We start from the raw sequence: 26,938 nt of genomic DNA on the forward strand, positions 1-26,938 counted from the left end.
CCCGGCCTTAGACGGCCATCAGGTCCTTTTCCTTGGCTTTGTAAGCAGCATCGACTTCAGCAATGTACTTGTCGGTCAGCTTCTGGATCTCGTCCGCCGCGCGACGTTCTTCGTCTTCGCTGATTTCCTTGTCCTTGGTCAGCTTCTTCAGGTCGCCCAGGGCATCGCGGCGCACATTGCGCACAGCGACCTTGGCATCCTCGGCCACACCGCTGGCCTGCTTGGTGTAACCCTTGCGGGTTTCCTCGGTCAGGGCCGGCATTGGCACGCGAATGGTGGTACCGGCGCTGGACGGGTTCAGGCCCAGGTCGGAGGTGAGGATGGCCTTTTCGATGGCAGCGCTGAGGTTTTTGTCGTGCGCGACAATCTTCAGGGTGCGGGCATCTTCGACGGTGATCGCGGCCACCTGGTTCAGCGGCATCTCGCTACCCCAGGCAGTGACCTTGACGCTGTCCAGGATGCTTGGGTGAGCGCGACCGGTGCGGATCGCCGCAAGGTTGCGAGCCAGGGCTTCGATGGACTTGCCCATGCGCTCCTGCGCGTCTTTCTTGATGTCGTTGATCATGCTTGGCCTTCCTCGATCAGAGTACCTTCAGCGCCACCCACCACGATGTTCAGCAGGGCGCCAGGCTTGTTCATGTTGAATACCCGCAATGGCATCTTGTGGTCACGGCACAGGCAGATTGCGGTCAGGTCCATCACACCTAGCTTGCGATCCAGGACCTCATCGTAGGTCAGGTGATCGAACTTCTCGGCGTGAGGGTCCTTGAATGGATCGGCAGTGTACACACCATCGACCTTGGTCGCCTTCAGCACCACGTCGGCATCGATTTCGATGGCGCGCAGGCAGGCCGCGGAGTCGGTGGTGAAGAACGGGTTGCCGGTACCGGCGGAGAAAATTACCACATCCCCGGAGTTGAGGTGGCGAATAGCTTTGCGACGATCGTAATGATCGGTGACACCGACCATGGAAATGGCCGACATGACCAGGGCCGGGATGTTCGAGCGCTCCAGCGCATCGCGCATGGCCAGGCCGTTCATCACGGTGGCCAGCATGCCCATGTGGTCGCCGGTGACGCGGTCCATGCCGGCTGCGCTGAGCGCGGCGCCGCGGAACAGGTTGCCACCACCGATCACCAGGCCGACCTGGACACCGATCCCTACCAGCTGGCCAACTTCAAGGGCCATGCGATCCAGCACTTTCGGGTCGATCCCGAAGTCTTCCGAGCCCATCAGGGCCTCGCCGCTAAGTTTGAGCAAAATGCGTTTATAGCGAGGTTGGCGACCACTCACCTGCTGAGCCATTGCGAGTCTCTCCTGCGGCGTACTTTTAGAAAATTCGTGCGGGCTGTTTGCAGCCTGCTAACTGTAGCGTGGCACCGTTTTGGTGCCAGCGGCGGCGAGTTTTATAAACCCTTCGCCGTTTTGACAAAGAGGCTGCGCGCGTGAGCGGGCAGCCTCTTTTGGGCGACAGACGGGGCTGTCTTACTGCTTGGCAGCAGCTACCTGAGCGGCAACTTCAGCAGCGAAGTCGTCGACTGGCTTCTCGATGCCTTCGCCTACTTTGAAGTAGGTGAAGGAAACGATTTCAGCGCCGGCTTTCTTGGCCAGTTCGCCAACCTTGACTTCCGGGTTCATGACGAAAGATTGCTCTTTCAGCGAGGCTTCGGCCTTGAACTTGGTGATACGGCCGTTGATCATGTTCTCAACGATGTTTTCCGGCTTGCCGGCGATCTTGTCGGCGTTCAGCTGCAGGAAGACACCCTTCTCGCGCTCGATGGCCTCGGCGGAGATTTCCGACGAATCCAGGAACTCAGGGTTCGAAGCCGCAACGTGCATGGCGATGTTCTTGGCCAGCTCGACGTCGCCGCCTTTCAGGACAACGGCAGCGCCGATCTTGTTGCCGTGCAGGTAGGCACCGACAACGTCACCCTCAACGCGCACCAGGCGACGGATGTTGACGTTCTCGCCGCACTTGGCAACCAGGGCTTCACGAGCAGCTTCACGCGAAGCGATCAGCGGAGCAGCGTCGGTCAGCTTCTCGGCGAAGGCTTGCTCGAGGCTTTCGGCGACGAAGCTCTTGAAGTCGTCTTGCAGGGCCAGGAAGTCGGTCTGCGAGTTCACTTCCAGCAGGACGGCGGATTTACCGTCGGTCTTGACCGCGATAGCGCCTTCAGCAGCGACGTTGCCAGCCTTTTTGGCGGCCTTGATGGCGCCCGAGGCACGCATGTCGTCAATGGCTTTCTCGATGTCGCCGCCGGCCTTTTCCAGGGCCTTCTTGCAATCCATCATGCCTTCGCCGGTACGCTCGCGCAGTTCTTTTACCAGCGCTGCAGTAATTGCTGCCATTTCAAAATCCTCTTGGAAAGTTTTTCAACCATTCCACCCGTTCGTCACGGGCGTTCAATTCTGCTAATCCGCTGTTTTCAGTTCAGCGAGCCCATGATGCGGGGCCGATGCTGACAGCAGGATTTCAAGGTGGCAAAAAGGGGGCAGAGCCCCCTTTTTGCGTGCCAAGTAGACGCTAGCGCCTATTACTCAGCAGCAGGTGCAGCCGCTTCTTCAGCGTAAACTTCGGTGCCGCCGGCAACGTTGTTGCGGCCGCGGATGACTGCGTCAGCCATCGAAGTCATGTACAGCTCGATAGCGCGGATGGCGTCATCGTTACCCGGGATGATGTAGTCAACACCTTCAGGGCTGCTGTTGGTATCGACAACGCCGATAACCGGGATGCCCAGCTTGTTGGCTTCGGTGATCGCGATGCGCTCGTGATCAACGTCGATAACGAACAGAGCGTCTGGCAGACCGCCCATATCCTTGATGCCGCCCAGGCTGCGATCCAGTTTTTCCAGGTCGCGGGAGCGCATCAGGGCTTCTTTCTTGGTCAGCTTGGCAAAAGTGCCGTCTTCGGCCTGGGTTTCCAGGTCGCGCAGACGCTTGATCGAAGCGCGGATGGTCTTGTAGTTGGTCAGCATGCCGCCCAACCAACGGTGGTCAACGTATGGCGAACCGCAACGAGCAGCTTGCTCGGCGACGATCTTGCCAGCGGAACGCTTGGTGCCGACGAACAGGATCTTGTTCTTGCCCTGGGCCAGACGCTCAACGAACGACAGAGCGTCGTTGAACATTGGCAGGGTTTTTTCCAGGTTGACGATGTGGATCTTGTTACGCGCGCCGAAAATGTACTTGCCCATTTTCGGGTTCCAGTAACGGGTCTGGTGGCCGAAGTGCACACCGGCCTTCAGCATATCGCGCATGTTGACTTGGGACATGATAGTTCCTTGATAAGTCGGGTTGGGCCTCCACGTATCCCAATGACCAACCCGCGAATCTCGCAACTCGGGGCACCCAGGTCATCGTGTCGACACGTGTGTGGGTTTAAGTGCTGACGGGGTCGTCCCCGAAAGCGGCGCATTTTATACCACAGACCGCGGCCGAACGGAACCCGGTGAGAACAGCTGCAAGTTGCAAGCGACAATCCGCTTCTTCTTGCAGCTTGCAGCTTGATCCTTGACGCTCTGATAGAATAAGGCCTTTCCCGTTTGTTCGCGCCGTATACGGCGCCGTAGAGAGCCTGTAATGACCGTCACCATCAAGACCGCAGAAGACATCGAAAAGATGCGCATCGCTGGCCGCCTGGCCGCCGACGTGCTGGAAATGATCGAAGAGCACGTCAAGCCCGGTATCACCACCGAAGCGCTCGACCGCCTGTGCCACGACTATATCGTCAACGTCCAGCAGGCCATCCCGGCACCGCTCAACTACAAGGGCTACCCGAAGTCGATCTGCACCTCGATCAATCATGTGGTCTGCCATGGCATCCCCAACGACAAGCCGCTCAAAGACGGTGACACGCTCAACATCGACGTCACCGTGATCAAGGACGGCTACCACGGCGACACCAGCCGGATGTTCCACGTGGGTACCGTACCGGTATGGGCCGAACGCCTGTCCAAGGTGACCCAGGAGTGCATGTACAAGGCCATCGAGCTGGTCAAGCCGGGCTGCCGCCTGGGCGACATCGGTGAAGTGATCCAGAAGCACGCGGAAAAGAACGGCTTCTCGGTGGTGCGCGAGTTTTGCGGTCACGGCATCGGCAAGGTGTTCCACGAAGAGCCGCAAATCCTGCACTACGGCCGTGCCGGCACCGGCATGGAACTGAAAGAAGGCATGACCTTCACCATCGAGCCGATGATCAACCAGGGCAAGGCCGACACCAAGGTACTGGGCGATGGCTGGACCGCCATCACCAAGGACCGCAAGCTCTCGGCCCAATGGGAGCACACCCTGGTGGTGACCGCGACCGGCTACGAGATCTTCACCCTGCGCAAGGACGACACCATCCCGCGCACCTCGGCCTGACCGTACTCCGACAGGCCACCCCACGACAGGAACGTGACGCAATGCCACAGGTGGATCCCGAGCTGTTCGACCGCGGCCAGTTCCAGGCGGAACTGGCCCTCAAGGCGAGCCCTATCGCCGCCTTCAAGAAAGCCATCCGCCTGGCCGGCGAGGTGCTCGACAAGCGTTTTCGCGCGGGCGGCGAAATCCGCCCACTGATCGAAGCCCGCGCCTGGCTCGTGGACAACATCCTGCAACAGGCGTGGAACCAATTCGACTGGGGCGACCACAGCGGCATCGCCCTGGTTGCGGTGGGCGGCTACGGGCGCGGTGAACTGCACCCGCATTCGGACATCGACCTGCTGATCTTGCTGGGCGCCGCCGAGCACGAGCAGTACCGCGATGCCATCGAACGTTTTCTCACCTTGCTGTGGGACATCGGCCTGGAAGTGGGCCAGAGCGTGCGCACCGTCGACGAGTGCGCCGAACAGGCCCGCGCCGACCTGACGGTCATCACCAACCTGATGGAAAGCCGCACCATTGCCGGCCCCGAGGCTCTGCGCCAGCGCATGCTGGAGGTAACCAGCACCGCACACATGTGGCCGAGCAAGGAATTTTTCCTGGCCAAGCGCGCCGAACTCAAGGCCCGCCACCACAAGTACAACGACACCGAGTACAACCTCGAACCCAACGTCAAGGGTTCACCAGGCGGCCTGCGCGACATCCAGACGGTACTGTGGGTGGCGCGCCGCCAGTACGGCACCCTGAACCTGCATGCACTGGCTGGCGAAGGCTTTTTGCTGGAAAGCGAGAACGAGCTGCTGGCCTCCTCCCAGGACTTTCTGTGGAAGGTGCGCTACGCCCTGCACATGCTGGCCGGGCGCGCCGAGGACCGACTGCTGTTCGATCATCAGCGCAGCCTGGCCGCACTGCTGGGTTACAGCGACGAAAACCCCAAGCGGGCAATCGAGCAGTTCATGCAGCAGTACTACCGGGTGGTGATGAGCATCAGCCAGCTGTGCGACCTGATCATCCAGCATTTCGAGGAAGTGATCCTCGCCGACGACGACAGCGGCACCACCCAGCCGCTGAATGCGCGTTTCCGCCTGCATGATGGCTATATCGAGGCCACCCACGCGAACGTGTTCAAGCGCACGCCGTTCGCCATGCTGGAAATCTTCGTGCTGATGGCCCAACACCCGGAAATCAAAGGCGTGCGTGCCGATACCGTGCGCCTGCTGCGCGAGCACCGGCACCTGATCGATGACACGTTCCGCACCGATATCCGCAACACCAGCCTGTTCATCGAGCTGTTCAAGTGCGAAATCGGTATCCACCGCAACCTGCGTCGGATGAACCGCTACGGCATCCTTGGCCGCTACCTGCCGGAGTTCGGGCTGATTGTCGGGCAGATGCAGCATGACCTGTTCCACATCTATACGGTCGATGCGCACACCCTCAACCTCATCAAGCACCTGCGCAAGCTGCAATACACGCCGGTGTCCGAGAAATTCCCGCTGGCCAGCAAGCTCATGGGCCGCCTGCCCAAGCCCGAGCTGATCTACCTGGCTGGCCTGTACCACGACATCGGCAAAGGCCGCCAGGGCGACCACTCCGAACTGGGTGCAGTGGATGCGAAGAAGTTCTGCGAGCGCCACCAGTTGCCGGCCTGGGACAGCCGCCTGATCGTCTGGCTGGTGCAGAACCACCTGGTCATGTCGACCACCGCCCAGCGCAAGGACCTGTCCGACCCGCAGGTGATCAACGACTTTGCCCTGCACGTGGGTGACGAGACACGCCTGGACTACCTCTATGTGCTGACCGTGGCCGACATCAACGCCACCAACCCCAGCCTGTGGAACTCCTGGCGGGCCAGCCTGCTGCGTCAGCTGTATACCGAGACAAAGCGTGCCCTGCGCCGGGGCCTGGAAAACCCGCTGGACCGCGAAGAGCAAATTCGCCAGACACAATCCGCAGCGCTGGACATCCTGGTGCGCGAAGGCACCGACCCGGACGACGTCGAGCAGCTGTGGTCGCAACTGGGCGATGACTACTTCCTCAAGCACAACGCCGCCGACGTGGCCTGGCACAGTGACGCGATTCTGCAGCAACCCGCCGATGGCGGGCCGCTGGTGCTGATCAAGGAAACCACCCAGCGCGAGTTCGAAGGCGGCACGCAGATCTTCATCTATGCCCCCGACCAGCATGATTTCTTCGCCGTGACGGTGGCCGCCATGTCGCAGCTGAACCTGAACATTCATGACGCGCGGATCATCACGTCGAGCAGCCAGTTCACCCTCGACACCTACATCGTGCTGGATAACGACGGCGGCTCGATCGGCGACAACCCGCAGCGGGTCAAACAGATTCGCGACGGCCTGACCGAAGCACTGCGCAACCCCGAGGACTACCCGACCATCATCCAGCGCCGGGTACCGCGCCAGCTCAAGCACTTCGACTTCCCGCCGCAGGTGACCATCCTCAACGATGCCCAGCGCCCGGTGACCATCCTCGAAATCACGGCGCCCGATCGCCCGGGGCTGCTGGCCCGGCTTGGGCGGATTTTCCTGGAGTTCGACCTGTCGCTGCAAAACGCCAAGATCGCCACCCTCGGCGAACGGGTGGAAGACGTGTTCTTCATCACCGATGCCGACAACCAGCCGCTGTCCGACCCGCAGCTGTGCAGCCGCCTGCAGGAAGCCATCGTGCAGCAACTGCAGGCCGGCCAAGGTAGCGACGCCAGCCCGACCCGCGTGACCTTTTAACGATTAGACGATTGACGAGACCTTGCGCCGATGAACCATGCCTTAACCCAGCTTCAGCCCTACCCCTTCGAAAAGCTCCGCGCCCTGCTGGGCAGTGTGAAGCCTGCGGCGGACAAACGCGCCATCGCCCTGTCGATCGGTGAGCCGAAGCACGAATCGCCGGCGTTCGTCGCCCAGGCCATGGCCGACAACCTCGACAAGCTGGCGGTATACCCCAGCACCATCGGCCTGCCGGCTCTGCGCCAGGCGATTGGCCAATGGTGCGAAAGGCGCTTTGGCGTGCCCGCCGGCTGGCTGGACGCCGACCGCCACATCCTGCCGGTCAACGGTACCCGCGAAGCGCTGTTCGCCTTCACCCAGGCCGTGGTCAACCGCGCCGATGATGGCCTGGTGGTCAGCCCCAACCCGTTCTACCAGATCTACGAAGGCGCAGCGCTGCTGGCCGGGGCCACTCCGCACTACCTGCCGTGCCTGGAAAGCAATGGTTTCAACCCCGACTTCGACGCGGTGCCAGCCGAAGTGTGGAAACATTGCCAGATCCTGTTCCTGTGCTCGCCAGGCAACCCCACTGGCGCGCTGGTGCCGATGGAAACCCTGAAGAAGCTGATCGCCCTGGCTGACGAGCACGACTTCGTGATCGCTGCCGACGAATGCTACAGCGAGCTGTACTTCGACGAAGATGCGCCGCCTCCAGGCCTGCTGACCGCCTGCGCCGAACTGGGCCGCAGCGACTTCAAACGTTGCGTGGTGTTCCACAGCCTGTCCAAGCGTTCCAACCTGCCGGGCCTGCGTTCGGGCTTCGTGGCGGGCGACGCCGAGATCATCAAGCCGTTCCTGCTGTACCGCACCTACCACGGCTGCGCCATGCCGGTGCAAACCCAGCTGGCCAGCATTGCCGCCTGGCAGGACGAGGCGCATGTGCGCGAGAACCGCGACCAGTACCGCGCCAAGTACGATGCCGTGCTGGACATTCTGCAGCCGGTGCTGGACGTGCAGCGCCCGGACGGCAGCTTCTACCTGTGGGCCAAGGTGCCGGGTGACGATGCCGAATTCACCCGTGACCTGTTCGAAGCCCAACATGTGACCGTGGTGCCGGGGTCGTACCTGTCGCGTGAGGTGGACGGCGTAAACCCGGGTGCCGGGCGTGTGCGCATGGCGCTGGTTGCACCGCTGGCTGAATGCATCGAGGCGGCAGAGCGGATTCGCGCATTCCTGCAAAGCCGCTGACAGCCCTATTCGCGGGCAAGCCCGCGCCCACAGGTACTACGCTGCATTCATAATCAGCGCAGTACCTGTGGGAGCGGGCTTGCCCGCGAATGGCCTTGATAGGGTCTACTTGACCGGCCCCAGGTTTGCCTCGCTCATATCCAGCTCCCCCAGCACCTGCCGCACCACCTCATCCCCCACCTCGTGCTGGCGATGCAGGTTATACAGCTCCAGCCGCTGCGCCCGCAGCGCACGCAAGCGCAAACGCCGCTCCAGCAAGTCCATCTGTTCGGCCAGCGCCTTCGCCTCGGCACTGTCGTTATAGCTGTCCAGCTCATCCCGGTACTCCGCCATTAACCGCGCCTTCAGCTCGGTTGCCAGTGTCGCCTGCGCGGCGTCCTGCGGGGCATTGCTGTCGATCACCTCTTCAGCCTCCAGGGCGTGGATCGCCGCCTCGGCCGTACGCCGCCAGGCCTCCTGCACCTCCTGGTGCAAGCGCTCGTCTGCGCTCTTGGTTACCCCGCGCAACAAGAACGGCAGCGCGATACAGGCGCTTATCAGCGACAACAAGATCACCCCTGCGGCAATGAAGATGAGCAGGTCACGTTCCGGGAAGGCCTTGCCCGCCCCTATCAACAACGGAATAGACATCACACCGGCCAAGGTAACGGCACCGCGAACGCCACCCAGCGTCAGCAACCAGCAGGAGCGCGCCGTGGGCATCAGCACCAGCGCGGGCTTGCCGCGCCAGCGGCGGACCACGCCAATCGACCGCCAGATGCTCTGTACCCAGATGAACCGCAGCAAGATCAGCGCAGCAAAGATCGCTACTACATCCAGGCAACGGTAGGCCAGGGTCGGCCAAACAGTGGGTTCGTGGCTGACCACGGCCTTGATGATGTCCGGCAATTGCAGGCCCAGCAGCAGGAAGATCAGCCCATTGAAGGCGAACTCCAGCAGTGACCACACACTGCGGTTGAGCAGCCGCGTGCTGGTCTGCCGTGGCAACAGGTCGAGCCAGCTTTGCATCATGCCGGCCGCCACCGCCGAAAGGATGCCCGATACGCCCAGGCGCTCTGCCAATACATAAGCGGCAAACGGCAGCAGCAACATGAACACGACGTGGGTGGCCGGATCATCCCAGCCGCGGGCGATCATCCAGGCACGCAGGCGGCCGATCAGCCAGCTCAGGGCGACACCCACCGCCAGGCCGCCCAACGCCACCAGAACAAAGGTGAAGCTCGCATCAGCCAGCGAGAACACCCCGGTGATTGCCGCCACCAGGGCAAACTTGAAGGTCACCAGGCCAGACGCATCGTTCATCAGCGCCTCGCCTTGCAACATGTGCATCAGCGGCGTGGGCAGGCGGTCCTGGGTGATGGCCGACACGGCAACAGCATCGGTGGGTGACAGTACTGCCGCCAGGGCAAAGGCCACCGGCAGCGGGATGCTCGGCAACAACCAGTGAATGAAGTAACCGGCTCCGACCACGGTGAACAACACCAACCCTACGGCCAATGCCACCACCGGCCCACGGATTCGCCACAACTCACGCTTGGGGATGCGCCAGCCGTCGGCAAACAGCAGCGGCGGCAAGAACAGGAACAGGAACAATTCGGGGTCCAGGGCCACATGCAGGCCCAATGTCGGCCAGGCCAGCAAGGCACCGGCGGCAATCTGCACCAACGGCAAGGGCAGCGGCACCATGCGGCCAACCAGCTTCGACAGGCTGACCAGCGTCAGCAGGATGAGGACGGTGTAAGCGGACTGCATCCGGGAAAGCTTCCTTTGTGAACCAGAAACGATAGCAGGGCGAAACATCGCCATTGAAACAATATGTTAGCGGCGAGCGGCGGTTTGGGGCCGCTGCACGATAGTCGCAGGTCGCCCTGGAATATGTAACATGATGATACCTCGGTAGATCGGAGATCGAGCGCCGCGTAGGCGGCGCTCGATCTCCGACACACTGTAAGGCTCAAGACAAGCACACCCGTGGCGCTCACAGGTTCGTTCCCGCATAATCCCGCGACTGACATTCGGAAAACGGAGAGATTGGGGCAACCTGTGACCCCAATGCACACAATGACCTACACGCTCTACGGCATCAAAGCCTGTGACACCATGAAAAAGGCGCGTACCTGGCTCGAAGACAAGGCCATCGCCTACGAATTCCACGACTACAAGACCCAAGGCATCGACCGTGACAGCCTGAACCGCTGGTGCGACGAACACGGCTGGGAAGTCATCCTCAACCGTGCTGGCACCACCTTCCGCAAGCTGGACGACATCAGCAAGGCCGACCTCGACCAGGCCAAGGCCGTCGAGCTGATGCTGGCCCAGCCGTCGATGATCAAACGCCCGGTGCTGGACCTTGGCGCGCGTACCCTGGTCGGTTTCAAGCCCGACCTGTACGCCGCTGCCCTGGCCTGAGCCCCTCCCCTATTTCGCACGAGGTAATCACATGTCCAATACCCTGTTCAGCCTGGCCTTCGGTGTCGGCTCCCAGAACCGCCAGGGCGCCTGGCTTGAAGTGTTCTACGCACAACCCCTGCTCAACCCGAGCGCCGAACTGGTCGCTGCTGTAGCCCCGGTGCTGGGCTATGAAGGTGGCAACCAGGCCATCGCTTTCAGCAACGCCCAGGCCGCGCAACTGGCCGAAGCCCTGAAAGGCGTTGACGCGGCCCAGGCCGCCCTGCTGACCCGCCTGGCCGAGAGCCACAAGCCGCTGGTCGCCACCCTGCTGGCCGAAGACGCTGCCCTGACCTCCACCCCAGAGGCCTACCTGAAGCTGCACCTGCTGTCGCACCGCCTGGTCAAGCCGCACGGTGTGAGCCTGGCCGGTATCTTCCCGCTGCTGCCGAACGTGGCCTGGACCAACCAGGGCGCGGTCGATCTGGCCGAACTGGCCGAGCTGCAACTGGAAGCGCGCCTGAAGGGCGAGCTGCTGGAAGTGTTCTCGGTGGACAAGTTCCCGAAAATGACCGACTACGTGGTCCCTGCCGGCGTGCGTATCGCCGACACCGCCCGTGTGCGCCTAGGCGCCTACATCGGCGAAGGCACCACCATCATGCACGAAGGCTTCGTCAACTTTAACGCTGGCACCGAAGGCCCTGGCATGATCGAAGGCCGCGTGTCCGCTGGCGTATTCGTTGGCAAGGGCTCGGACCTGGGCGGCGGTTGCTCGACCATGGGCACCCTGTCCGGTGGCGGCAACATCGTCATCAAGGTGGGTGAAGGCTGCCTGATCGGCGCCAACGCCGGTATCGGCATTCCGCTGGGCGACCGCAACACCGTCGAAGCCGGCCTGTACATCACCGCGGGCACCAAGGTGAACCTGCTGGACGAGAACAACGAGCTGGTCAAAGTGGTCAAGGCCCGCGACCTGGCTGGCCAGACCGACCTGCTGTTCCGCCGCAACTCGCTGAACGGCGCCGTGGAGTGCAAGACCCACAAGTCGGCCATCGAGCTGAACGAAGCGCTGCACGCCCACAACTGAGAACCTTCCCGGGTTTGAGGTGTTAAGATCGGGTCTGGCGCCACCGCGCCAGACCCGATTTTCATTCCAGGCCCCGTGAACATGTTCCAGCCCTCCCCCTGGCGTGCCGACTTCCCCGCCATCGCCGCCCTGCAACGGCAGCACCAGACCTACCTGGACAGTGCCGCCACCACCCAGAAGCCGCAAGCCCTGCTTGACGCCCTGAGCCATTATTACGGCCATGGCGCGGCCAACGTGCACCGTGCCCAGCACTTGCCCGGCGCACTGGCAACCCAGGCGTTCGAGACCAGCCGCGACAAGGTCGCCGCCTGGCTGAATGCCGCGGACTCCCGGCAGATCGTGTTCACCCACGGCGCCACCTCGGCGCTGAACCTTCTGGCCTACGGCCTGGAACATCGCTTCGAAGCCGGTGACGAAATCGCCGTCAGCGCGCTGGAGCACCATGCCAACCTGCTGCCCTGGCAACAGCTGGCGCGTCGGCGCAACCTGCGCCTTGTGGTGCTGCCGCTGGATACCCAAGGCCGCATCGACCTGGAGCAGGCGCTGCAACTGATCGGCCCCCGCACCCGGGTGCTGGCGGTCAGCCAGCTGTCCAACGTGCTGGGCACCTGGCAGCCACTGCCGGCGCTACTGGCCCATGCCCGCGCCCAGGGCACACTGACCGTGGTCGACGGTGCCCAGGGGGTGGTGCATGGTCGCCATGATGTGCAGCACCTGGGTTGCGACTTCTATGTGTTCTCCAGCCACAAACTGTATGGCCCGGACGGGGTTGGCGTGCTGTATGGCCGCCCTCAGGCACTGGAACTGTTGCGCCACTGGCAGTTCGGGGGCGAGATGGTGCAACTGGCCGAGTACCAGAGCGCCAGCTTCCGCCCGGCCCCGCTGGGCTTCGAGGCGGGTACGCCGCCAATCGCCGGGGTGATTGGTCTGGGCGCAACCCTGGACTATCTGGCCAGCCTCGACGCCCAGGCGCTCGAAGCCCACGAAACCAGCCTGCACCAGCACCTGCTCCGTGGGCTGGCCGACCGCGAGGGCGTGCGGGTGCTCGGTGCGCCACAGGCGGCCTTGGCCAGCTTCGTTATCGAGGGGGTGCACAATGCCGATATCGCCCACCTGCTCACCGAGCAAGGCATTGCCGTACGAGCCGGGCACCATTGCGCCATGCCACTACTGAAAGGCTTGGGCCTTGAAGGCGCAATTCGAGTGTCGCTGGGCGTGTACAACGACAGCGATGACCTTCAGCGCTTCTTCGCTGCGCTGGATCAGTGCCTGGAGCTGCTGCGATGAGCATGCCGGAGCAAGCACGTCAGGCGCTGGAGGCTTTTGAACAGGGCAAGGGTTGGGAACAGCGGGCGCGGCTGCTGATGCAGTGGGGAGAGCGGCTGGAACCGCTGGATGATGCCGAGAAGACCGACGCCAACCGGGTGCATGGCTGCGAAAGCCTGGTTTGGCTGGTGGCCGAGCACGTTGACGGGCTTTGGCGGTTCAAGGCCAGTAGCGATGCGCGCTTATTACGCGGCTTGCTGGCGTTGTTGCTGGTGCGGGTGCAAGGCTTGCCCAGTGAAGAGCTGGTTGGGCTCGACTTGCGCGATTGGTTCACCCAGCTGGGGTTGGAGCGTCAGCTGTCGCCATCGCGCAGTAATGGGCTACATGCAGTGCTGCAGCGGATGGCGGAGTTGGCGTCCAACCGCTAAATCGGCGCTGGCTTCTTCGCGGGCTCGCCCGCGAAGAAGCCAGCGCAATTTATTCAGCTTTGACCCGCTCCGAAGGCCGCCGCGCACCGGCCACCAGCTTCTCGATCGCCTTGCTCGCCGCCACCATGCCAAAGGTCGCGGTCACCATCATCACCGCACCAAAGCCACCCGAGCAGTCCAGCCGCACCCCCTCACCCACGAAACTCTTCTGCAGACAAACGCTGCCATCGCCCTTGGGGTAGCGCAGCTGTTCGCTGGAGAACACGCATGGCACGCCATAGTTGCGGCTGACATTGCGCGAGAAGTTGTAATCGCGACGCAAGGTGGAACGCACCCGCGAAGCCAGCGGGTCGTTGAAGGTCTTGTTCAGGTCGGCAATCTGGATTTGCGTGGGGTCGATCTGCCCACCGGCACCCCCGGTGGTGACGATGGCGATCTTGCGCCGACGGCACCAGGCGATCAGCGCCGCCTTGGCCATGACGCTGTCGATACAGTCGATCACGCAGTCGAGGTTTTCGGTAATGTACTCAACCATGGTCTCGCGGGTAACGAAGTCGGCCACCGCATGCACCGTGCACGCCGGGTTGATCGCCCGCAGGCGCTCGGCCATGACCTCGACCTTGGGCCGCCCCACCTGGCCTTCCAGGGCATGGGCCTGGCGGTTGGTGTTGCTGACGCACACATCGTCCAGGTCGAACAGGGTGATTTCCCCTACGCCGCTGCGGGCCAGCGCTTCAGCCACCCACGAGCCTACCCCGCCAATCCCGACCACAGCCACGTGGGCCTGGCCCAGGCGCTGCAGCCCTTGGTCGCCGTATAACCGGGCAACGCCGGCGAAGCGTGGATCTTCTGTGCTCATCTTCATACCCCAAAAAACCGGCGCGCATTATATGCCAGCCGGCCCATCGCCTGCATCGTTAGGAAAGACACTGCCAACCCTGCTTTAATGTCCTATCACTTCGACACAAATGGACGACAATGTCTTCACGTAAATTTGGCCTGAACCTGGTCGTGGTCCTGGCCATCGCCGCGTTGTTCACCGGGTTCTGGGCACTGATCAACCGCCCGGTTTCCGCCCCCGCCTGGCCAGAGCAGATCTCTGGCTTTTCGTATTCGCCGTTCCGCCTGGGTGAAAGCCCGCAAAAAGGCCAGTACCCCACGGACGACGAGATGCGCCAGGACCTGGAGCAGTTGAGCAAACTGACCGACAGCATCCGCATCTACACCGTGGAGGGCACCCAGGCCGACATCCCGCGCCTGGCCGAGGAGTTCGGCCTGCGGGTAACGCTGGGCATCTGGATCAGCCCGGACCTGGAACGCAACGAGCGCGAAATCGCCACCGCCATCCAGTTGGCCAACACCTCTCGCAGTGTGGTGCGGGTCGTGGTCGGCAACGAGGCGCTGTTCCGTGAAGAGGTTACCCCGGAAAACCTCATCAAGTACCTAGACCGGGTGCGTGCAGCAGTGAAGGTGCCCGTGACCACCAGTGAGCAATGGCACATCTGGAAGGAAAACCCGGAAATTGCCAAGCACGTCGACCTGATTGCTGCGCACATCCTGCCCTACTGGGAGTTCGTGCCAATGAAGGATTCGGTCGAGTTCGTGCTCGACCGTGCCCGTGAACTGCGGCACCAGTTCCCGCGTAAACCCCTGCTGCTGTCAGAGGTCGGCTGGCCGAGCAACGGCCGCATGCGCGGAGGTGCCGATGCCACCCAGGCCGACCAGGCCATCTACCTGCGAACGCTGGTCAACACCCTCAACCGCCGTGGCTATAACTACTTCGTCATCGAAGCCTATGACCAGCCGTGGAAGGCCAGCGATGAAGGCTCGGTAGGGGCCTACTGGGGCGTGTACAACGCCGAGCGCCAGCAAAAGTTCAACTTCGACGGCCCGGTGGTGGCGATCCCGCAGTGGCGTGCTTTGGCCGTGGCGTCGGTCGTGCTGGCCATGATCGCCCTGATGGTGCTGTTCATCGACGGCTCGGCCCTGCGTCAGCGCGGCCGCACCTTCCTCACCTTCATCACCTTCCTGTGCGGGTCGGTGCTGGTGTGGATCGCCTACGACTACAGCCAGCAATACAGCACCTGGTTCAGCCTGACCGTGGGCGTGCTGCTGGCCCTTGGCGCGCTGGGCGTGTTCATTGTGCTGCTGACCGAAGCCCACGAACTGGCCGAGGCGGTATGGATACACAAGCGCCGCCGCGAATTCCTGCCGGTGCAGGCCGACAGCGCTTACCGGCCCAAGGTGTCGGTGCATGTGCCGTGCTACAACGAGCCACCCGAGATGGTCAAGCAGACCCTCGATGCCCTGGCCGCACTGGACTACCCCGACTACGAAGTGCTGGTGATCGACAACAACACCAAGGACCCAGCCGTATGGGAGCCGCTGAAGGCCCACTGCGAGAAGCTCGGCGAGCGCTTCAAGTTCTTCCACGTCGCGCCCCTGGCCGGTTTCAAGGGTGGCGCGCTGAACTACCTGATCCCGCACACCGCCAAGGACGCCGAAGTGATCGCGGTGATCGACTCGGACTACTGCGTCGACCGCAACTGGCTCAAGCACATGGTGCCGCACTTCGCCGACCCGAAAATTGCCGTGGTGCAGTCGCCGCAGGACTACCGCGACCAGCACGAAAGCGCGTTCAAGAAGCTGTGCTACAGCGAGTACAAGGGCTTTTTCCACATTGGCATGGTCACCCGCAACGACCGTGACGCGATCATCCAGCACGGCACCATGACCATGACCCGGCGCACGGTGCTAGAAGAGCTGGGCTGGGCCGAATGGTGCATCTGCGAAGACGCCGAACTGGGCCTGCGTGTGTTCGAAAAAGGCCTGTCGGCGGCCTACGCCCACAACAGCTACGGCAAGGGCCTGATGCCTGACACCTTCATCGACTTCAAGAAGCAACGCTTCCGCTGGGCCTATGGCGCCATCCAGATCATCAAGCACCACGCCAGCGCCCTGCTGCGCGGCAAGGACAGCGAGCTGACCCGGGGCCAGCGTTATCACTTCCTGGCCGGCTGGTTGCCATGGATCGCCGATGGCATGAACATCTTCTTCACCATCGGCGCGCTGCTGTGGTCGGCGGCGATGATCATCGTCCCGCACCGCGTGGACCCGCCGCTGATGATCTTCGCCATCCCGCCGCTGGCGCTGTTCTTCTTCAAGGTGGGCAAGATCATCTTCCTGTATCGCCGTGCAGTAGGCGTGAACTTGAAAGACGCCTTCGCCGCAGCGCTGGCTGGCCTGGCGCTGTCGCACACCATCGCCAAGGCGGTGCTGTACGGGTTCTTCACCAGCAGCATGCCGTTCTTCCGCACACCGAAGAATGCCGACAGCCATGGGTTGCTGGTGGCGCTTTCCGAAGCGCGCGAAGAGCTGTTCATCATGTTGCTGCTGTGGGGCGCGGCGCTGGGCATCTACCTGGTGCAGGGGCTGCCGAGTTCGGACATGCGCTTCTGGGTGGCGATGCTGCTGGTACAGTCATTGCCGTATGTCGCGGCGTTGGTGATGGCCTTGCTGTCTTCGCTGCCCAAGCCGGTGGAAAAGGCTGCGGAACCGCAACAAGCTTGAGACTAGTGGGGCCGCAAAGCGGCCCCACTGGACTGTCTGTTTGATATAAGATAACGCCCCTCAGATTTCCCCGCCTTGCCTTGCCCCGGAGTCCCCCATGACGGCCCCTGCCGAGCTCTCGCCTACCCTTCAACTGGCCTGCGACCTGATCCGTCGCCCCTCGGTCACCCCCGTCGACGCCGATTGCCAGGCGCAGATGATGAACCGTCTAGGCGCTGTGGGCTTCCAGCTGGAGCCGATGCGCATTGAAGACGTCGACAATTTCTGGGCCACCCACGGCACCCAGGAGGGCCCGGTGCTGTGCTTTGCCGGCCACACCGACGTGGTGCCGACCGGCCCGGTGCAGCAATGGCAGCATGAACCGTTCGAAGCGCTGATCGACGCCGACGGCATGCTCTGCGGCCGTGGCGCTGCCGACATGAAGGGCAGCCTGGCCTGCATGGTGATCGCCAGCGAGCGCTTCGTGCACGACTACCCGAACCACCGTGGCAAGGTCGCCTTCCTGATCACCAGCGACGAGGAAGGCCCGGCTCACCACGGCACCAAGGCGGTGGTCGAACGCCTGAAAGCGCGCAACGAACGCCTGGACTGGTGCATCGTCGGCGAACCCTCCAGCACCACCCTGCTGGGTGACGTGGTCAAGAACGGCCGTCGCGGTTCGCTGGGTGCCAAACTGACCGTGCGCGGCAAGCAAGGCCACGTGGCCTACCCGCACCTGGCACGCAACCCGATCCACCTGGCCGCCCCGGCCCTGGCGGAGCTGGCAGCCGAGCACTGGGACGAAGGCAACGCGTTCTTCCCGCCGACCAGCTTCCAGATCTCCAACCTCAATTCCGGCACCGGCGCCACCAACGTGGTCCCGGGCGAGCTGACTGCACTGTTCAACTTCCGCTTCTCTACCGAGTCCACCGTCGAAGGCCTGCAGGCGCGCGTCTCGGCGATTCTCGACAAGCATGAACTGGACTGGTCGATCGACTGGGCGCTGTCTGGCCTGCCATTCCTCACCGAACCGGGCGAACTGCTGGACGCTGTGGCGGCCAGCATCAAGGGCGTCACCGGCCGCGACACCCAGCCGTCCACCAGCGGCGGTACCTCCGATGGCCGCTTCATCGCCACCATGGGTACGCAGGTGGTCGAGCTGGGCCCGGTCAACGCCACCATTCACCAGGTGGACGAGCGGATTCTGGCCAGCGACCTCGACCTGCTGACCGAAATCTACTACCAGACCCTGGTCCGGTTGCTCGCCTGATGCTCGCCTGTCCCCTTTGCCAGGCGCCGCTGAGCCGGCTCGACAACGGTGTGGTGTGCCCGGCCGGCCACCACTTCGACCGCGCCCGCCAGGGTTACCTGAACCTGCTGCCGGTACAGCACAAGAACAGCCGCGACCCGGGTGACAACCAGGCCATGGTCGAGGCCCGTCGCGACTTCCTCGATGCCGGGCACTATGCCCCGGTGGCCAGTCGCCTGGCCGAGCTTGCCGCCGAGCGCCAGCCCGGCGCCTGGCTGGACATCGGCTGCGGCGAGGGTTACTACACCGCGCAGATCGCCCAGGCCCTGCCGGCCGCCGACGGTTACGCGCTGGACATTTCCCGCGAGGCGGTCAAGCGTGCCTGCCGTCGTGCACCGGAAGTCACCTGGATGGTCGCCAGCATGGCCCGCGTGCCCCTGGCCGACGCCAGTTGCCAGTTCATCGCCAGTGTATTCAGCCCACTGGACTGGGCCGAGGCCAAGCGCCTGCTCAGCCCCGGCGGCGGCCTGATGCGGGTCGGCCCTACCAGCGGCCACCTGATGGAACTGCGCGAAGTGCTCTACGATGAAGTACGCCCTTACGCCGACGACAAACACCTGGTCCTGGTCCCCGACGGGATGGCCCATGCCCACAGCGAAACCCTTGAGTTCCGCCTGAGCCTGGCCGAACCCAAGGCCCGCGCCGACCTGCTGGCCATGACCCCGCACGGCTGGCGCGCCAGCGCCGAAAAACGCGCGCGGGTCATCGACCAGGCCGAGCCGTTCGAGGTTACGGTTTCCATGCGTTATGACTATTTCGTGCGCCAAGACTGAGCACACCCGGAGCCCTTATGCGCCAACCTGATATCGAGATCTACCTGAAGGACGCCGACGTCGACCACAAGCAGATTGCCGAGTGGCTCGCCCAGGCAATCGGCCCGTGCAGCGAATGGAAGCAGAAAGGTCATACCTTCAAATGCCAGGCCGGTAACATTCCGGTCACCTGGTTACCCAAGGCTGTAGGGAAATGGAACAGCCTGTACCTGGAAAGCGACCAGACGCCATGGGCGGATGATGTCGCCTGTGCCCGCGCCGCCTTCGCCGCACTGGGTGTGGAAGTGCGCTGTGCGCCGGGTGGCTGGGTGGAGGAAGACGGGGAAGAAGATGCCGACCGCTGGGTCCGCATCAGCGCCGACGGTGAAGAGGAAATCACCTGGCGTACTTCTTGAGCAGCAAGCTACAAGAGGGATCGCATCAGGCTGCAAGTACACGGTCACTTGCAGCTTGAGGCTTACAGCTTGAGGCTCAGAGCCCTACTACGTCTTCGGCTTGCAGGCCTTTCTGGCCCTGCACGCAGGCGTATTCCACGCGCTGCCCTTCGACCAGGGTACGATGCCCCTCACCGCGGATCGCCCGATAGTGGACGAATACATCCGCTCCACCTTCGCGCTGAATGAAGCCATAACCCTTGGCATCGTTGAACCACTTTACATTCCCAGTCTCACGAGACGACATCTGAACTACTCCGGATTTTTATTGTGAAGATCGCCTTGTAGGCATGAGCTCACGGCCCCGTGCCAACGCCGCTTGCCGAAATATCCTGCAAGTGGCAGGCCGAGTATATGACACAGAACAAAAAAAATTGATGACGGTCCCGCAGTTGGCCGATTTTTGCTGAACTTACGCCGATACGGCAGACTAATTAGCTGGATACTCACCTGAACATCACACCCAGGGCACACACCCCATGACCCGTTCCCCCCTGCACCGCCTGATCTTCGGCGGCCTGCGTCGCCTGTTGTACCTGTGGGTGCGCTCCGAGACCATCAACCAGTCGTCCATGTCCCTCAACCTCGACCGCAGCCGGCCGGTGTTCTATGCGCTGCCGTCGCCCGCGCTCACCGACCTGGCCGTGCTCGACCACGAATGCACCAAAGCGGGGCTGCCGCGCCCGGTATTGCCGGTAGCCGTGGGCCCACTGCAGGAGCCGGCCGGGTTCTTCTACCTCACCCCCGACCCGGACTGGCTGGGCCGCCAGGACAAACGCGGCGCGCCACCAACGCTTGAGCGCCTGGTCGCTGCCGTCACCCAGCATGCCGAGGAAGATGCGCAGATCATTCCCGTCAGTGTGTTCTGGGGCCAGACCCCGGCCAGTGAATCCAGCCCGTGGAAGCTGCTGTTCGCCGACAGCTGGGCGGTTACCGGGCGCCTGCGCCGGCTGCTGACCGTATTGATTCTGGGGCGCAAGACCCGGGTGCAGTTCTCCGCGCCTATCCACCTGCGCGAACTGGTGCAGCACAACAAGGGGCACGAGCGCACCGTGCGCATGGCCCAACGCCTGATGCGCGTGCATTTTCGCAACCTCAAGACGGCGGTCATCGGCCCGGACATCTCGCACCGGCGCAACCTGGTCAAAGGCCTGGTGCACGCACCGCAGGTGCGCCAGGCCATCGTCGACGAGGCGCAGCGCGAAAACCTGCCACTGGCCAAGGCCGAAGCCCAGGCGCTGCGCTACGGCAACGAGATCGCCTCGGACTACACCTACACCGCCATCCGCTTCCTTGAAGTGGTGCTGAGCTGGTTCTGGAACAAGATCTACGACGGCATCAAGGTCAACCACATCGAGCACGTGCAGGGCATCGCCCCCGGCCACGAAGTGATCTACGTGCCGTGCCACCGCAGCCACATCGACTACCTGCTGCTGTCATACCTGCTGTTCCGCAACGGCCTCACCCCGCCGCACGTGGCCGCGGGCATCAACCTCAACATGCCGGTAGTGGGCAACCTGCTGCGCCGTGGCGGTGCGTTCTTCATGCGCCGCACGTTCAAGGGCAACCCGCTGTACACCGCCGTGTTCAACGAGTACCTGCACACCCTGTACACCAAGGGTTTCCCGGTCGAGTACTTCGTTGAAGGCGGTCGCTCGCGCACCGGGCGCATGCTGCAACCACGTACCGGGATGCTGGCCATTACCCTACGCAGTTTCCTGCGCTCGTCGCGCACGCCGATCGTATTCGTGCCGGTGTACATCGGCTACGAGCGCGTACTCGAAGGCCGCACCTACCTGGGCGAACTGCGCGGCGCCAGCAAGAAGAAGGAGTCGGTGTTCGACATTTTCAAGGTGTTTGGCGCGCTCAAGCAGCGCTTTGGCCAGGTTTACGTCAACTTCGGCGAGCCGATCCGCCTGGCCGGCTTCCTCGACGAACAACAGCCCGGCTGGCGTGAGCAAGACCATGGCCCGCAGTACCGCCCGGAATGGCTCAACGCTGCCACCACCCGCCTGGGTGAAACCGTGGCCCGTCATCTGAACGAGGCGGCTGCCATCAACCCGGTCAACCTGGTGGCCCTGGCGCTGCTGTCCACCAGCCGCATGGCCCTGGACGAACGTGCCCTGACCCGCGTACTGGACCTGTACCTGGCGCTGCTGCGCCAAGTGCCTTACTCGCCCCATACCACCCTGCCCGACGGCGACGGCCAGGCACTGATCGAACATGTGCGCAGCATGAACCTGGTGGCCGAACAGAAGGACGCCCTGGGCCGCATCCTGTACCTGGATGAAGGCAATGCGGTCCTGATGACCTACTACCGCAACAACGTGCTGCACATCTTCGCCCTGCCGGCGCTGCTGGCCAGCTTCTTCCTCAGCAGCTCGCGCATGAGCCGCGAATTGCTGGGCCAGTATGTACAGGCGCTGTACCCGTACCTGCAGGCCGAACTGTTCTTGCGCTGGACGCCAGAGCAGCTGGAGGAAGTGATCGACCAGTGGCTGGCCGCGCTGGTGGAGCAAGGCCTGCTGCGTCTGGACGGCGAGGTGTATGTACGCCCGGCGCCCAGCTCGCGGCAGTTCGTGTTGCTGACCCTGCTCGCCCGCACCATCACCCAGACCCTGCAGCGCTTCTACATGGCCACTTCGCTGCTGCTCAACAACGGGCAGAACAGCCTCAGCGCCGAGGCGCTGGAGGACCTGTGCGTGATGATGGCCCAACGCCTGTCGATCCTGCATGGCCTGAATGCACCGGAGTTCTTCGACAAAACGCTGTTCCGCCACTTCATCCAGACCCTGCTTGAGCAAGGCGTGCTGCATGCCGACGCTCAAGGCAAGCTGGGTTACCACGACAAGCTCGGCGAACTGGCCGAGGGCGTGGCCAAGCGTGTGCTGTCTGCGGAGCTACGCCTGTCGATCCGCCAAGTGGCCCTGCACCGTGACGATGGCCTGGAAACTTCGACCCTCTAACGCTTTATCTGCCGGGAAAATCCGCTAAAGTCCCTGGGGTTGGCCACAAGCCAACGCCAAGGACACCGGAGACTCCATGAAAAAACTCTTTATGCTGTGTTGCGCATCACTGCTCGCAGCCTGTTCCAGCCAAACCCCATCCACCCAGGCCAGCCTGGACGGTGAAGTCTTCTACCTGCAACGTATTGCCCTGCCACCTGCCGCTACCCTAAGCGTGGAACTGCAGGATGTTTCGCTGATGGACGCCCCTGCCGTGACCCTGGCCCGCCAGGCCGGCCCGGTCAAAGGCAACGTGCCGCTGCCGTTCCACCTCACCTACGACCCTGCGCAAGTCAAGCCCGGCCACCGCTACTCGGTGAGTGCGCGCATCGAGCTGGATGGCAAACTGCTGTTTATCAGTACCGAGCACCATGGTGTGACGCTCGACGGCAGCGACCCGAAATCTGTACGCATCAAGGTCGACCCGGTTCGCTGATACCCGCCTCTATCTGTTTACAAGGAAAGCTTCATGATCCGCACCTCCCTGCGTTTCACCACCCTGTGCGCCGGCCTGCTGCTGTCGGCCAGTGCCCTGGCCCTGTCGCTGGGTGACCTGACCCAGAAAGACGCCACCGGCGGCCTGAAAGATGCCCTGACCCAAGGCGCGCAACTGGCCGTCAAGCAACTGAGCACCCCGGGCGGTTTCAGCAACAACCCGGACGTGCGCATCGAATTGCCGGGCAACCTGGGCAAAGCCGCCAAGGCAATGAAAATGTTCGGCAAAGGTGAACAGGTCGAAGCCCTGGAAACCAGCATGAACAAGGCCGCCGAAGCTGCCGTGCCGCAGGCCCAGGCAATTCTGGTGGATGCTGTGAAGAACATGAGCGTGACCGATGCCAAAGGCATCCTCAGCGGCGGTGACGACTCGGCCACCCAGTACCTGAACAAGAGCAGCCGCGAGCAGATCCGCGCCAAGTTCCTGCCGATTGTGAAGCAAGCTACCGACAAGGTTGGCGTGGCGCAGCAGTACAATGCCTTTGCCGCACAGGCCAAAGGCCTTGGGCTGGTCAAAGATGACGCCAACATCGAGAACTACGTGACCGAGAAGGCGCTGGATGGCCTGTTCGAGATGATCGGCAAGCAGGAGCAGAGCATTCGCCAGAACCCGGCCCAGGCAGCTACCAGCCTGGCCAAGAAGGTATTCGGCGCCCTGTGATAGCCCCGGGGGCTGCTTTGCAGCCCTCTCGCGACGCAAGGCCGCTCCTACACCGGAACGCGATACTTCATGGGTATGCGATCGTCTGTAGGAGCGGCCTTGTGTTGCGAAAGGAGGGCAAAGCCCTCCCCTGCGGTCTTCAGGTTTTCTTCACCCTGAACCACGCCGCATACAACGCCGGCAGGAACAATAGGGTCAACACCGTGGCCACGATCAACCCACCCATGATCGCCACCGCCATCGGCCCGTAGAACACGCTACGTGACAACGGAATCATCGCCAGCACCGCCGCCAGCGCGGTCAGCACAATCGGGCGGAAGCGCCGCACCGTGGCTTCGATGATTGCCTGCCAGCGCTCCATGCCCGCTGCGATGTCCTGCTCGATCTGGTCCACCAGAATCACCGAGTTGCGCATGATCATCCCCGCCAGGGCAATGGTGCCGAGCATGGCGACAAAGCCGAACGGCTGGCGGAACACCAGCAGGAACAGGGTGACGCCAATCAGCCCAAGCGGCGCGGTGAGGAACACCATCACCGTGCGCGAGAAGCTGCGCAGCTGGATCATCAGCAAACTCAGCACCACCACCACGAACAGCGGCATGCCGGCGTTGACCGACTTCTGACCGCGCTCGGAGTCCTCTACCGTGCCGCCGACCTCCAGCAGGTAGCCATCCGGCAGCTTGGCGCGGATGTCACGCAGGGTAGGCTCGATCTGCTTCACCAGCGTGGCCGGTTGCTCCTTGTCGTAGATATCGGCACGCACGGTCACGGTCGGCAAGCGGTTGCGGTGCCAGATAATGCCCTCCTCGAAGCCGTATTCCAGGGTGGCTACCTGCGACAGCGCCACGCTCTGGCCGTTATCGGTGGGCAATGCCAGGCTACCGAGGTTGCCCAGTTCGCCGCGTTCCTGTTGTGTACCGCGCAGCAGAATCTCGATCAGTTCGTTGTCTTCGCGGTACTGGCTGACCGTAGTACCGGTTAGCGAGCTTTGCAGGAAGCTGGACAATTGCGCGGTGCTCACGCCCAGGGCACGGGCGCGGTCCTGGTCAATCTCCAGGAACACCGCCTTGCTCGGTTCTTCCCAGTCCAGGTGCACGTTGACCACATGCGGGTTCTCCCGCACCTTGTCAGCCACTTCACGCGCCAGCGCGCGGGCCTTCTCGATGTGTTCGCCGGTCACCCGGAACTGCACCGGGTAGCCCACGGGCGGGCCGTTTTCCAGGCGCGTAACGCGGGCGCGCAGGTCGGGGAATTGCTGGTCCACGGTGCTGATCAACCAGCTGCGCAGGCGCTCGCGGTCTTCCATCGACTTGGCCAGCACCACGAACTGGGCAAAGCTGGCGGCCGGCAACTGCTGGTCCAGCGGCAGGTAGAAGCGTGGCGAGCCAGTGCCTACATAGGCCACGTAGTTGTCGATACCGTCCTGCTGCTTGAGCAGCGCCTCCAACTGTTTGACCCGCTCGGCGGTATTGGTCAGCGAGGCCCCTTCAGCCAGCTTCAGGTCAACCATCAGTTCCGGGCGCCCGGAGGCCGGGAAGAACTGCTGGGGCACAAAACGGAACAGCAGGATGCTGCCGACAAAGGCGGCGATGGTCAGCAGAATCACGGTCTTGCGCCGCCGCACGCACCACTCCACCACTCGCCGCACACGCTGGTAGAACGGCGTGGTGTAAGGGTCTGGCGCGTGGCCGTCCTTGCCGTGGCGTGCGGCATGCAACTTGGCCAGATCTGGAAGCAGGCGCTCGCCCAGGTAAGGCACGAACACCACCGCCGCCACCCATGAAGTCAGCAGGGCGATGGTCACCACCTGGAAGATCGAGCGGGTGTATTCGCCGGTGCTGGACGCAGCCGTGGCGATGGGCAGGAAGCCCGCTGCGGTAATCAGGGTGCCGGTGAGCATCGGGAAGGCAGTACTGCTCCAGGCATAGCTGGCCGCCTTGAGGCGGTCGTAGCCCTGCTCCATCTTGATCGCCATCATCTCTACCGCAATGATCGCATCGTCCACCAGCAAGCCCAGCGCCAGCACCAAAGCGCCGAGGGAGATCTTGTGCAGGCCGATGCCGAAGTAATGCATGGCGGCGAAGGTCATGGCCAGCACCAGCGGGATGGCCAGCGCCACCACCAGGCCGGTGCGCAGGCCCAGCGAGAAGAAGCTCACCAGCAGCACGATGACCAGGGCCTCGACCAGCACCTGCACGAACTCACCCACGCCGGCCTTGACCGCCGCTGGCTGGTCCGACACCTTGCGCAGCTCCATGCCGGCCGGCAGGCTGCGCGCCAGGCGCTCGAATTCGCCTTCCAAGGCCTTGCCCAGCACCAGAATGTCGCCGCCGTCCTTCATCGACACGGCCAGGCCAATGGCATCCTCACCCATGAAGCGCATGCGCGGCGCGGGCGGATCGTTGAAGCCGCGGTGCACTTCGGCGACATCGCCGATGCGGAAGGTGCGGTCACCCACGCGGATGGGGAACTGGCGAATCTGCTCGACACTGTCGAAGCGCCCGCTCACCCGCAGTTGCAGGCGCTCGCTGGGTGTTTCGAAGAAGCCGGCGGTGCTCACCGCGTTCTGCTCCTGCAGGGCCTGTTGCACCGCCTGCAGTGGCACGCCAAGGGTGGCCAGCTTGAGGTTGGACAGCTCGATCCAGATTTTCTCATCCTGCAGGCCGACCAGCTCGACCTTGCCCACATCCTTGACCCGCTGCAGCTGGATCTGGATGCGATCGGCGTAATCCTTGAGCACCGCGTAGTCGAAGCCCTCACCGGTCAGCGCATAGATGTTACCGAAGGTGGTGCCGAACTCGTCGTTGAAGAACGGGCCCTGGATTTCCGGTGGCAAGGTGTGACGGATGTCCGCGACCTTCTTGCGGATCTGGTACCACAGCTCGGGGATGTCCTTGGAATGCAGCGAGTCGCGGGCCATGAAGGTGACCTGCGATTCGCCGGGGCGTGAAAACGAGACGATCCTCTCGTACTCGCCGGTTTCCATCAGCTTCTTCTCGATGCGCTCGGTAACCTGGCGCGACACTTCCTCGGCGCTGGCACCGTGCCACAGGGTACGGATGACCATGGCCTTGAAAGTGAACGGCGGGTCTTCGCTCTGGCCCAGCTTGGTGTAGGACATGGCGCCAATGGCCGCCAGCAGGATCATCAGGAACAGGACGATCTGGCGGTTGCGCAGCGCCCATGCAGAAAGGTTGAAACCCATCGGGA

22 protein-coding genes are annotated in these 26,938 nt (G+C 63.0%); 14 read left to right on the forward strand and 8 right to left on the reverse strand.

The genetic code is table 11. From position 1 onward, the window contains the following. Nucleotides 1–7 precede the first annotated feature (7 nt). The 4 genes from frr to rpsB form a co-directional block, all read right to left on the reverse strand. Nucleotides 8–565 (reverse strand): ribosome recycling factor, encoded by a 558-nt coding sequence (gene frr, locus APH36_RS02365; protein ID WP_060497326.1) that lies wholly within the window; start codon nucleotides 563–565, stop codon nucleotides 8–10. Then, nucleotides 562–1,305, reverse strand: coding sequence for a UMP kinase (gene pyrH / locus APH36_RS02370; RefSeq protein ID WP_003252294.1), 744 nt, complete (start codon nucleotides 1,303–1,305; stop codon nucleotides 562–564). The genes frr and pyrH overlap by 4 nt, the downstream gene beginning before the upstream one ends. Nucleotides 1,306–1,485: 180 nt before the next feature. Next, nucleotides 1,486–2,349 carry a translation elongation factor Ts gene (gene tsf, locus APH36_RS02375; RefSeq protein WP_060497327.1) on the reverse strand — a complete coding sequence of 288 codons (864 nt, stop codon included), beginning with the start codon at nucleotides 2,347–2,349 and terminating at the stop codon, nucleotides 1,486–1,488. Between the two features lie 185 nt (nucleotides 2,350–2,534). Further along, complete coding sequence (rpsB, locus tag APH36_RS02380; protein ID WP_003252287.1) at nucleotides 2,535–3,272, reverse strand: 30S ribosomal protein S2; 738 nt, start codon at nucleotides 3,270–3,272, stop codon at nucleotides 2,535–2,537. A 307-nt stretch (nucleotides 3,273–3,579) separates the two neighbouring features. On the opposite strand from rpsB, the gene map reads away from it, so the two are divergent. The 3 genes from map to dapC are packed head-to-tail and all read left to right on the forward strand — an operon-like array spanning nucleotide 3,580 to nucleotide 8,333. Further along, nucleotides 3,580–4,362, forward strand: a complete 783-nt coding sequence (map, locus tag APH36_RS02385; RefSeq protein ID WP_060497328.1) for a type I methionyl aminopeptidase — start codon at nucleotides 3,580–3,582, stop codon at nucleotides 4,360–4,362. Between the two features lie 41 nt (nucleotides 4,363–4,403). Continuing rightward, a complete protein-coding gene (locus APH36_RS02390; RefSeq protein WP_060497329.1) occupies nucleotides 4,404–7,106 on the forward strand; it encodes a [protein-PII] uridylyltransferase in 2,703 nt (900 codons plus the stop codon). Between the two features lie 30 nt (nucleotides 7,107–7,136). Then, entirely contained in the window at nucleotides 7,137–8,333 is a 1,197-nt protein-coding gene (gene dapC, locus APH36_RS02395) for a succinyldiaminopimelate transaminase (protein ID WP_060497330.1), read from the forward strand. Nucleotides 8,334–8,438: 105 nt separating this feature from the next. Here dapC and APH36_RS02400 read toward each other — a convergent pair whose 3' ends face one another. Next, nucleotides 8,439–10,085, reverse strand: a complete 1,647-nt coding sequence (locus tag APH36_RS02400; protein ID WP_016712939.1) for a Na+/H+ antiporter — start codon at nucleotides 10,083–10,085, stop codon at nucleotides 8,439–8,441. A 309-nt stretch (nucleotides 10,086–10,394) separates the two neighbouring features. On the opposite strand from APH36_RS02400, the gene APH36_RS02405 reads away from it, so the two are divergent. From APH36_RS02405 to APH36_RS02420, 4 genes are all read left to right on the forward strand, one after another. Beyond that, on the forward strand, nucleotides 10,395–10,742 hold the full coding sequence (locus APH36_RS02405; RefSeq protein ID WP_060497331.1) for an ArsC family reductase: 348 nt from the start codon (nucleotides 10,395–10,397) through the stop codon (nucleotides 10,740–10,742). A 31-nt stretch (nucleotides 10,743–10,773) separates the two neighbouring features. Then, complete coding sequence (gene dapD, locus APH36_RS02410; RefSeq protein WP_060497332.1) at nucleotides 10,774–11,808, forward strand: 2,3,4,5-tetrahydropyridine-2,6-dicarboxylate N-succinyltransferase; 1,035 nt, start codon at nucleotides 10,774–10,776, stop codon at nucleotides 11,806–11,808. An 81-nt stretch (nucleotides 11,809–11,889) separates the two neighbouring features. Further along, a complete protein-coding gene (locus APH36_RS02415) occupies nucleotides 11,890–13,095 on the forward strand; it encodes a cysteine desulfurase (RefSeq protein ID WP_060497333.1) in 1,206 nt (401 codons plus the stop codon). Beyond that, nucleotides 13,092–13,502 (forward strand): SufE family protein, encoded by a 411-nt coding sequence (locus APH36_RS02420; RefSeq protein WP_060497334.1) that lies wholly within the window; start codon nucleotides 13,092–13,094, stop codon nucleotides 13,500–13,502. Before APH36_RS02415 ends, APH36_RS02420 begins: the two co-directional genes overlap by 4 nt. 49 nt (nucleotides 13,503–13,551) lie before the next feature. On the opposite strand, the gene tcdA is transcribed toward APH36_RS02420, so the two are convergent. Next, nucleotides 13,552–14,361, reverse strand: coding sequence for a tRNA cyclic N6-threonylcarbamoyladenosine(37) synthase TcdA (gene tcdA / locus APH36_RS02425; RefSeq protein WP_164524974.1), 810 nt, complete (start codon nucleotides 14,359–14,361; stop codon nucleotides 13,552–13,554). Nucleotides 14,362–14,480: 119 nt separating this feature from the next. Between tcdA and APH36_RS02430 the strand changes: the two genes are divergently transcribed. The 4 genes from APH36_RS02430 to APH36_RS02445 all read left to right on the forward strand — a co-directional run bounded on the left by APH36_RS02430 (nucleotide 14,481) and on the right by APH36_RS02445 (nucleotide 19,528). After that, a complete protein-coding gene (locus APH36_RS02430; protein WP_060497336.1) occupies nucleotides 14,481–17,072 on the forward strand; it encodes a glycosyltransferase in 2,592 nt (863 codons plus the stop codon). 97 nt (nucleotides 17,073–17,169) lie between these two features. Further along, complete coding sequence (dapE, locus tag APH36_RS02435) at nucleotides 17,170–18,321, forward strand: succinyl-diaminopimelate desuccinylase (protein WP_060497337.1); 1,152 nt, start codon at nucleotides 17,170–17,172, stop codon at nucleotides 18,319–18,321. Next, complete coding sequence (locus APH36_RS02440; RefSeq protein ID WP_060497338.1) at nucleotides 18,321–19,133, forward strand: putative RNA methyltransferase; 813 nt, start codon at nucleotides 18,321–18,323, stop codon at nucleotides 19,131–19,133. The genes dapE and APH36_RS02440 overlap by 1 nt, the downstream gene beginning before the upstream one ends. Nucleotides 19,134–19,150: 17 nt before the next feature. Next, the gene (locus APH36_RS02445; protein WP_016712948.1) at nucleotides 19,151–19,528 is read left to right on the forward strand and encodes a hypothetical protein; all 378 of its coding nucleotides are present in this window, start codon (nucleotides 19,151–19,153) and stop codon (nucleotides 19,526–19,528) included. Nucleotides 19,529–19,604: 76 nt separating this feature from the next. On the opposite strand, the gene APH36_RS02450 is transcribed toward APH36_RS02445, so the two are convergent. Beyond that, nucleotides 19,605–19,814: a cold-shock protein gene (locus tag APH36_RS02450; protein WP_003252255.1), complete on the reverse strand. Its 210-nt coding sequence runs from the start codon at nucleotides 19,812–19,814 to the stop codon at nucleotides 19,605–19,607. 232 nt (nucleotides 19,815–20,046) lie between these two features. Between APH36_RS02450 and plsB the strand changes: the two genes are divergently transcribed. The 3 genes from plsB (at nucleotide 20,047) to APH36_RS02465 (ending at nucleotide 23,728) form a co-directional block, all read left to right on the forward strand. Next, entirely contained in the window at nucleotides 20,047–22,533 is a 2,487-nt protein-coding gene (gene plsB / locus APH36_RS02455) for a glycerol-3-phosphate 1-O-acyltransferase PlsB (RefSeq protein ID WP_060497339.1), read from the forward strand. Between the two features lie 76 nt (nucleotides 22,534–22,609). Next, entirely contained in the window at nucleotides 22,610–23,008 is a 399-nt protein-coding gene (locus APH36_RS02460; RefSeq protein WP_060497340.1) for a YbaY family lipoprotein, read from the forward strand. 33 nt (nucleotides 23,009–23,041) lie between these two features. After that, on the forward strand, nucleotides 23,042–23,728 hold the full coding sequence (locus APH36_RS02465) for a DUF4197 domain-containing protein (RefSeq protein WP_060497341.1): 687 nt from the start codon (nucleotides 23,042–23,044) through the stop codon (nucleotides 23,726–23,728). A 139-nt stretch (nucleotides 23,729–23,867) separates the two neighbouring features. Here APH36_RS02465 and APH36_RS02470 read toward each other — a convergent pair whose 3' ends face one another. Beyond that, nucleotides 23,868–26,933, reverse strand: a complete 3,066-nt coding sequence (locus APH36_RS02470; RefSeq protein ID WP_060497342.1) for an efflux RND transporter permease subunit — start codon at nucleotides 26,931–26,933, stop codon at nucleotides 23,868–23,870. Nucleotides 26,934–26,938: the final 5 nt, after the last annotated feature.

Origin of the sequence: Pseudomonas sp. NBRC 111133, from assembly GCF_001320605.1 — a bacterium.
Classification (GTDB): Bacteria; Pseudomonadota; Gammaproteobacteria; order Pseudomonadales; family Pseudomonadaceae; genus Aquipseudomonas; species Aquipseudomonas monteilii.

Coding starts and splice junctions, on each gene's coding strand:
- frr (WP_060497326.1), bottom strand. CDS start 565: ATGATCAACGACATCAAGAAAGACGCGCAGGAGCGCATGGGCAAGTCC.
- pyrH (WP_003252294.1), bottom strand. CDS start 1,305: ATGGCTCAGCAGGTGAGTGGTCGCCAACCTCGCTATAAACGCATTTTG.
- tsf (WP_060497327.1), bottom strand. CDS start 2,349: ATGGCAGCAATTACTGCAGCGCTGGTAAAAGAACTGCGCGAGCGTACC.
- rpsB (WP_003252287.1), bottom strand. CDS start 3,272: ATGTCCCAAGTCAACATGCGCGATATGCTGAAGGCCGGTGTGCACTTC.
- map (WP_060497328.1), top strand. CDS start 3,580: ATGACCGTCACCATCAAGACCGCAGAAGACATCGAAAAGATGCGCATC.
- APH36_RS02390 (WP_060497329.1), top strand. CDS start 4,404: ATGCCACAGGTGGATCCCGAGCTGTTCGACCGCGGCCAGTTCCAGGCG.
- dapC (WP_060497330.1), top strand. CDS start 7,137: ATGAACCATGCCTTAACCCAGCTTCAGCCCTACCCCTTCGAAAAGCTC.
- APH36_RS02400 (WP_016712939.1), bottom strand. CDS start 10,085: ATGCAGTCCGCTTACACCGTCCTCATCCTGCTGACGCTGGTCAGCCTG.
- APH36_RS02405 (WP_060497331.1), top strand. CDS start 10,395: ATGACCTACACGCTCTACGGCATCAAAGCCTGTGACACCATGAAAAAG.
- dapD (WP_060497332.1), top strand. CDS start 10,774: ATGTCCAATACCCTGTTCAGCCTGGCCTTCGGTGTCGGCTCCCAGAAC.
- APH36_RS02415 (WP_060497333.1), top strand. CDS start 11,890: ATGTTCCAGCCCTCCCCCTGGCGTGCCGACTTCCCCGCCATCGCCGCC.
- APH36_RS02420 (WP_060497334.1), top strand. CDS start 13,092: ATGAGCATGCCGGAGCAAGCACGTCAGGCGCTGGAGGCTTTTGAACAG.
- tcdA (WP_164524974.1), bottom strand. CDS start 14,361: ATGAGCACAGAAGATCCACGCTTCGCCGGCGTTGCCCGGTTATACGGC.
- APH36_RS02430 (WP_060497336.1), top strand. CDS start 14,481: ATGTCTTCACGTAAATTTGGCCTGAACCTGGTCGTGGTCCTGGCCATC.
- dapE (WP_060497337.1), top strand. CDS start 17,170: ATGACGGCCCCTGCCGAGCTCTCGCCTACCCTTCAACTGGCCTGCGAC.
- APH36_RS02440 (WP_060497338.1), top strand. CDS start 18,321: ATGCTCGCCTGTCCCCTTTGCCAGGCGCCGCTGAGCCGGCTCGACAAC.
- APH36_RS02445 (WP_016712948.1), top strand. CDS start 19,151: ATGCGCCAACCTGATATCGAGATCTACCTGAAGGACGCCGACGTCGAC.
- APH36_RS02450 (WP_003252255.1), bottom strand. CDS start 19,814: ATGTCGTCTCGTGAGACTGGGAATGTAAAGTGGTTCAACGATGCCAAG.
- plsB (WP_060497339.1), top strand. CDS start 20,047: ATGACCCGTTCCCCCCTGCACCGCCTGATCTTCGGCGGCCTGCGTCGC.
- APH36_RS02460 (WP_060497340.1), top strand. CDS start 22,610: ATGAAAAAACTCTTTATGCTGTGTTGCGCATCACTGCTCGCAGCCTGT.
- APH36_RS02465 (WP_060497341.1), top strand. CDS start 23,042: ATGATCCGCACCTCCCTGCGTTTCACCACCCTGTGCGCCGGCCTGCTG.
- APH36_RS02470 (WP_060497342.1), bottom strand. CDS start 26,933: ATGGGTTTCAACCTTTCTGCATGGGCGCTGCGCAACCGCCAGATCGTC.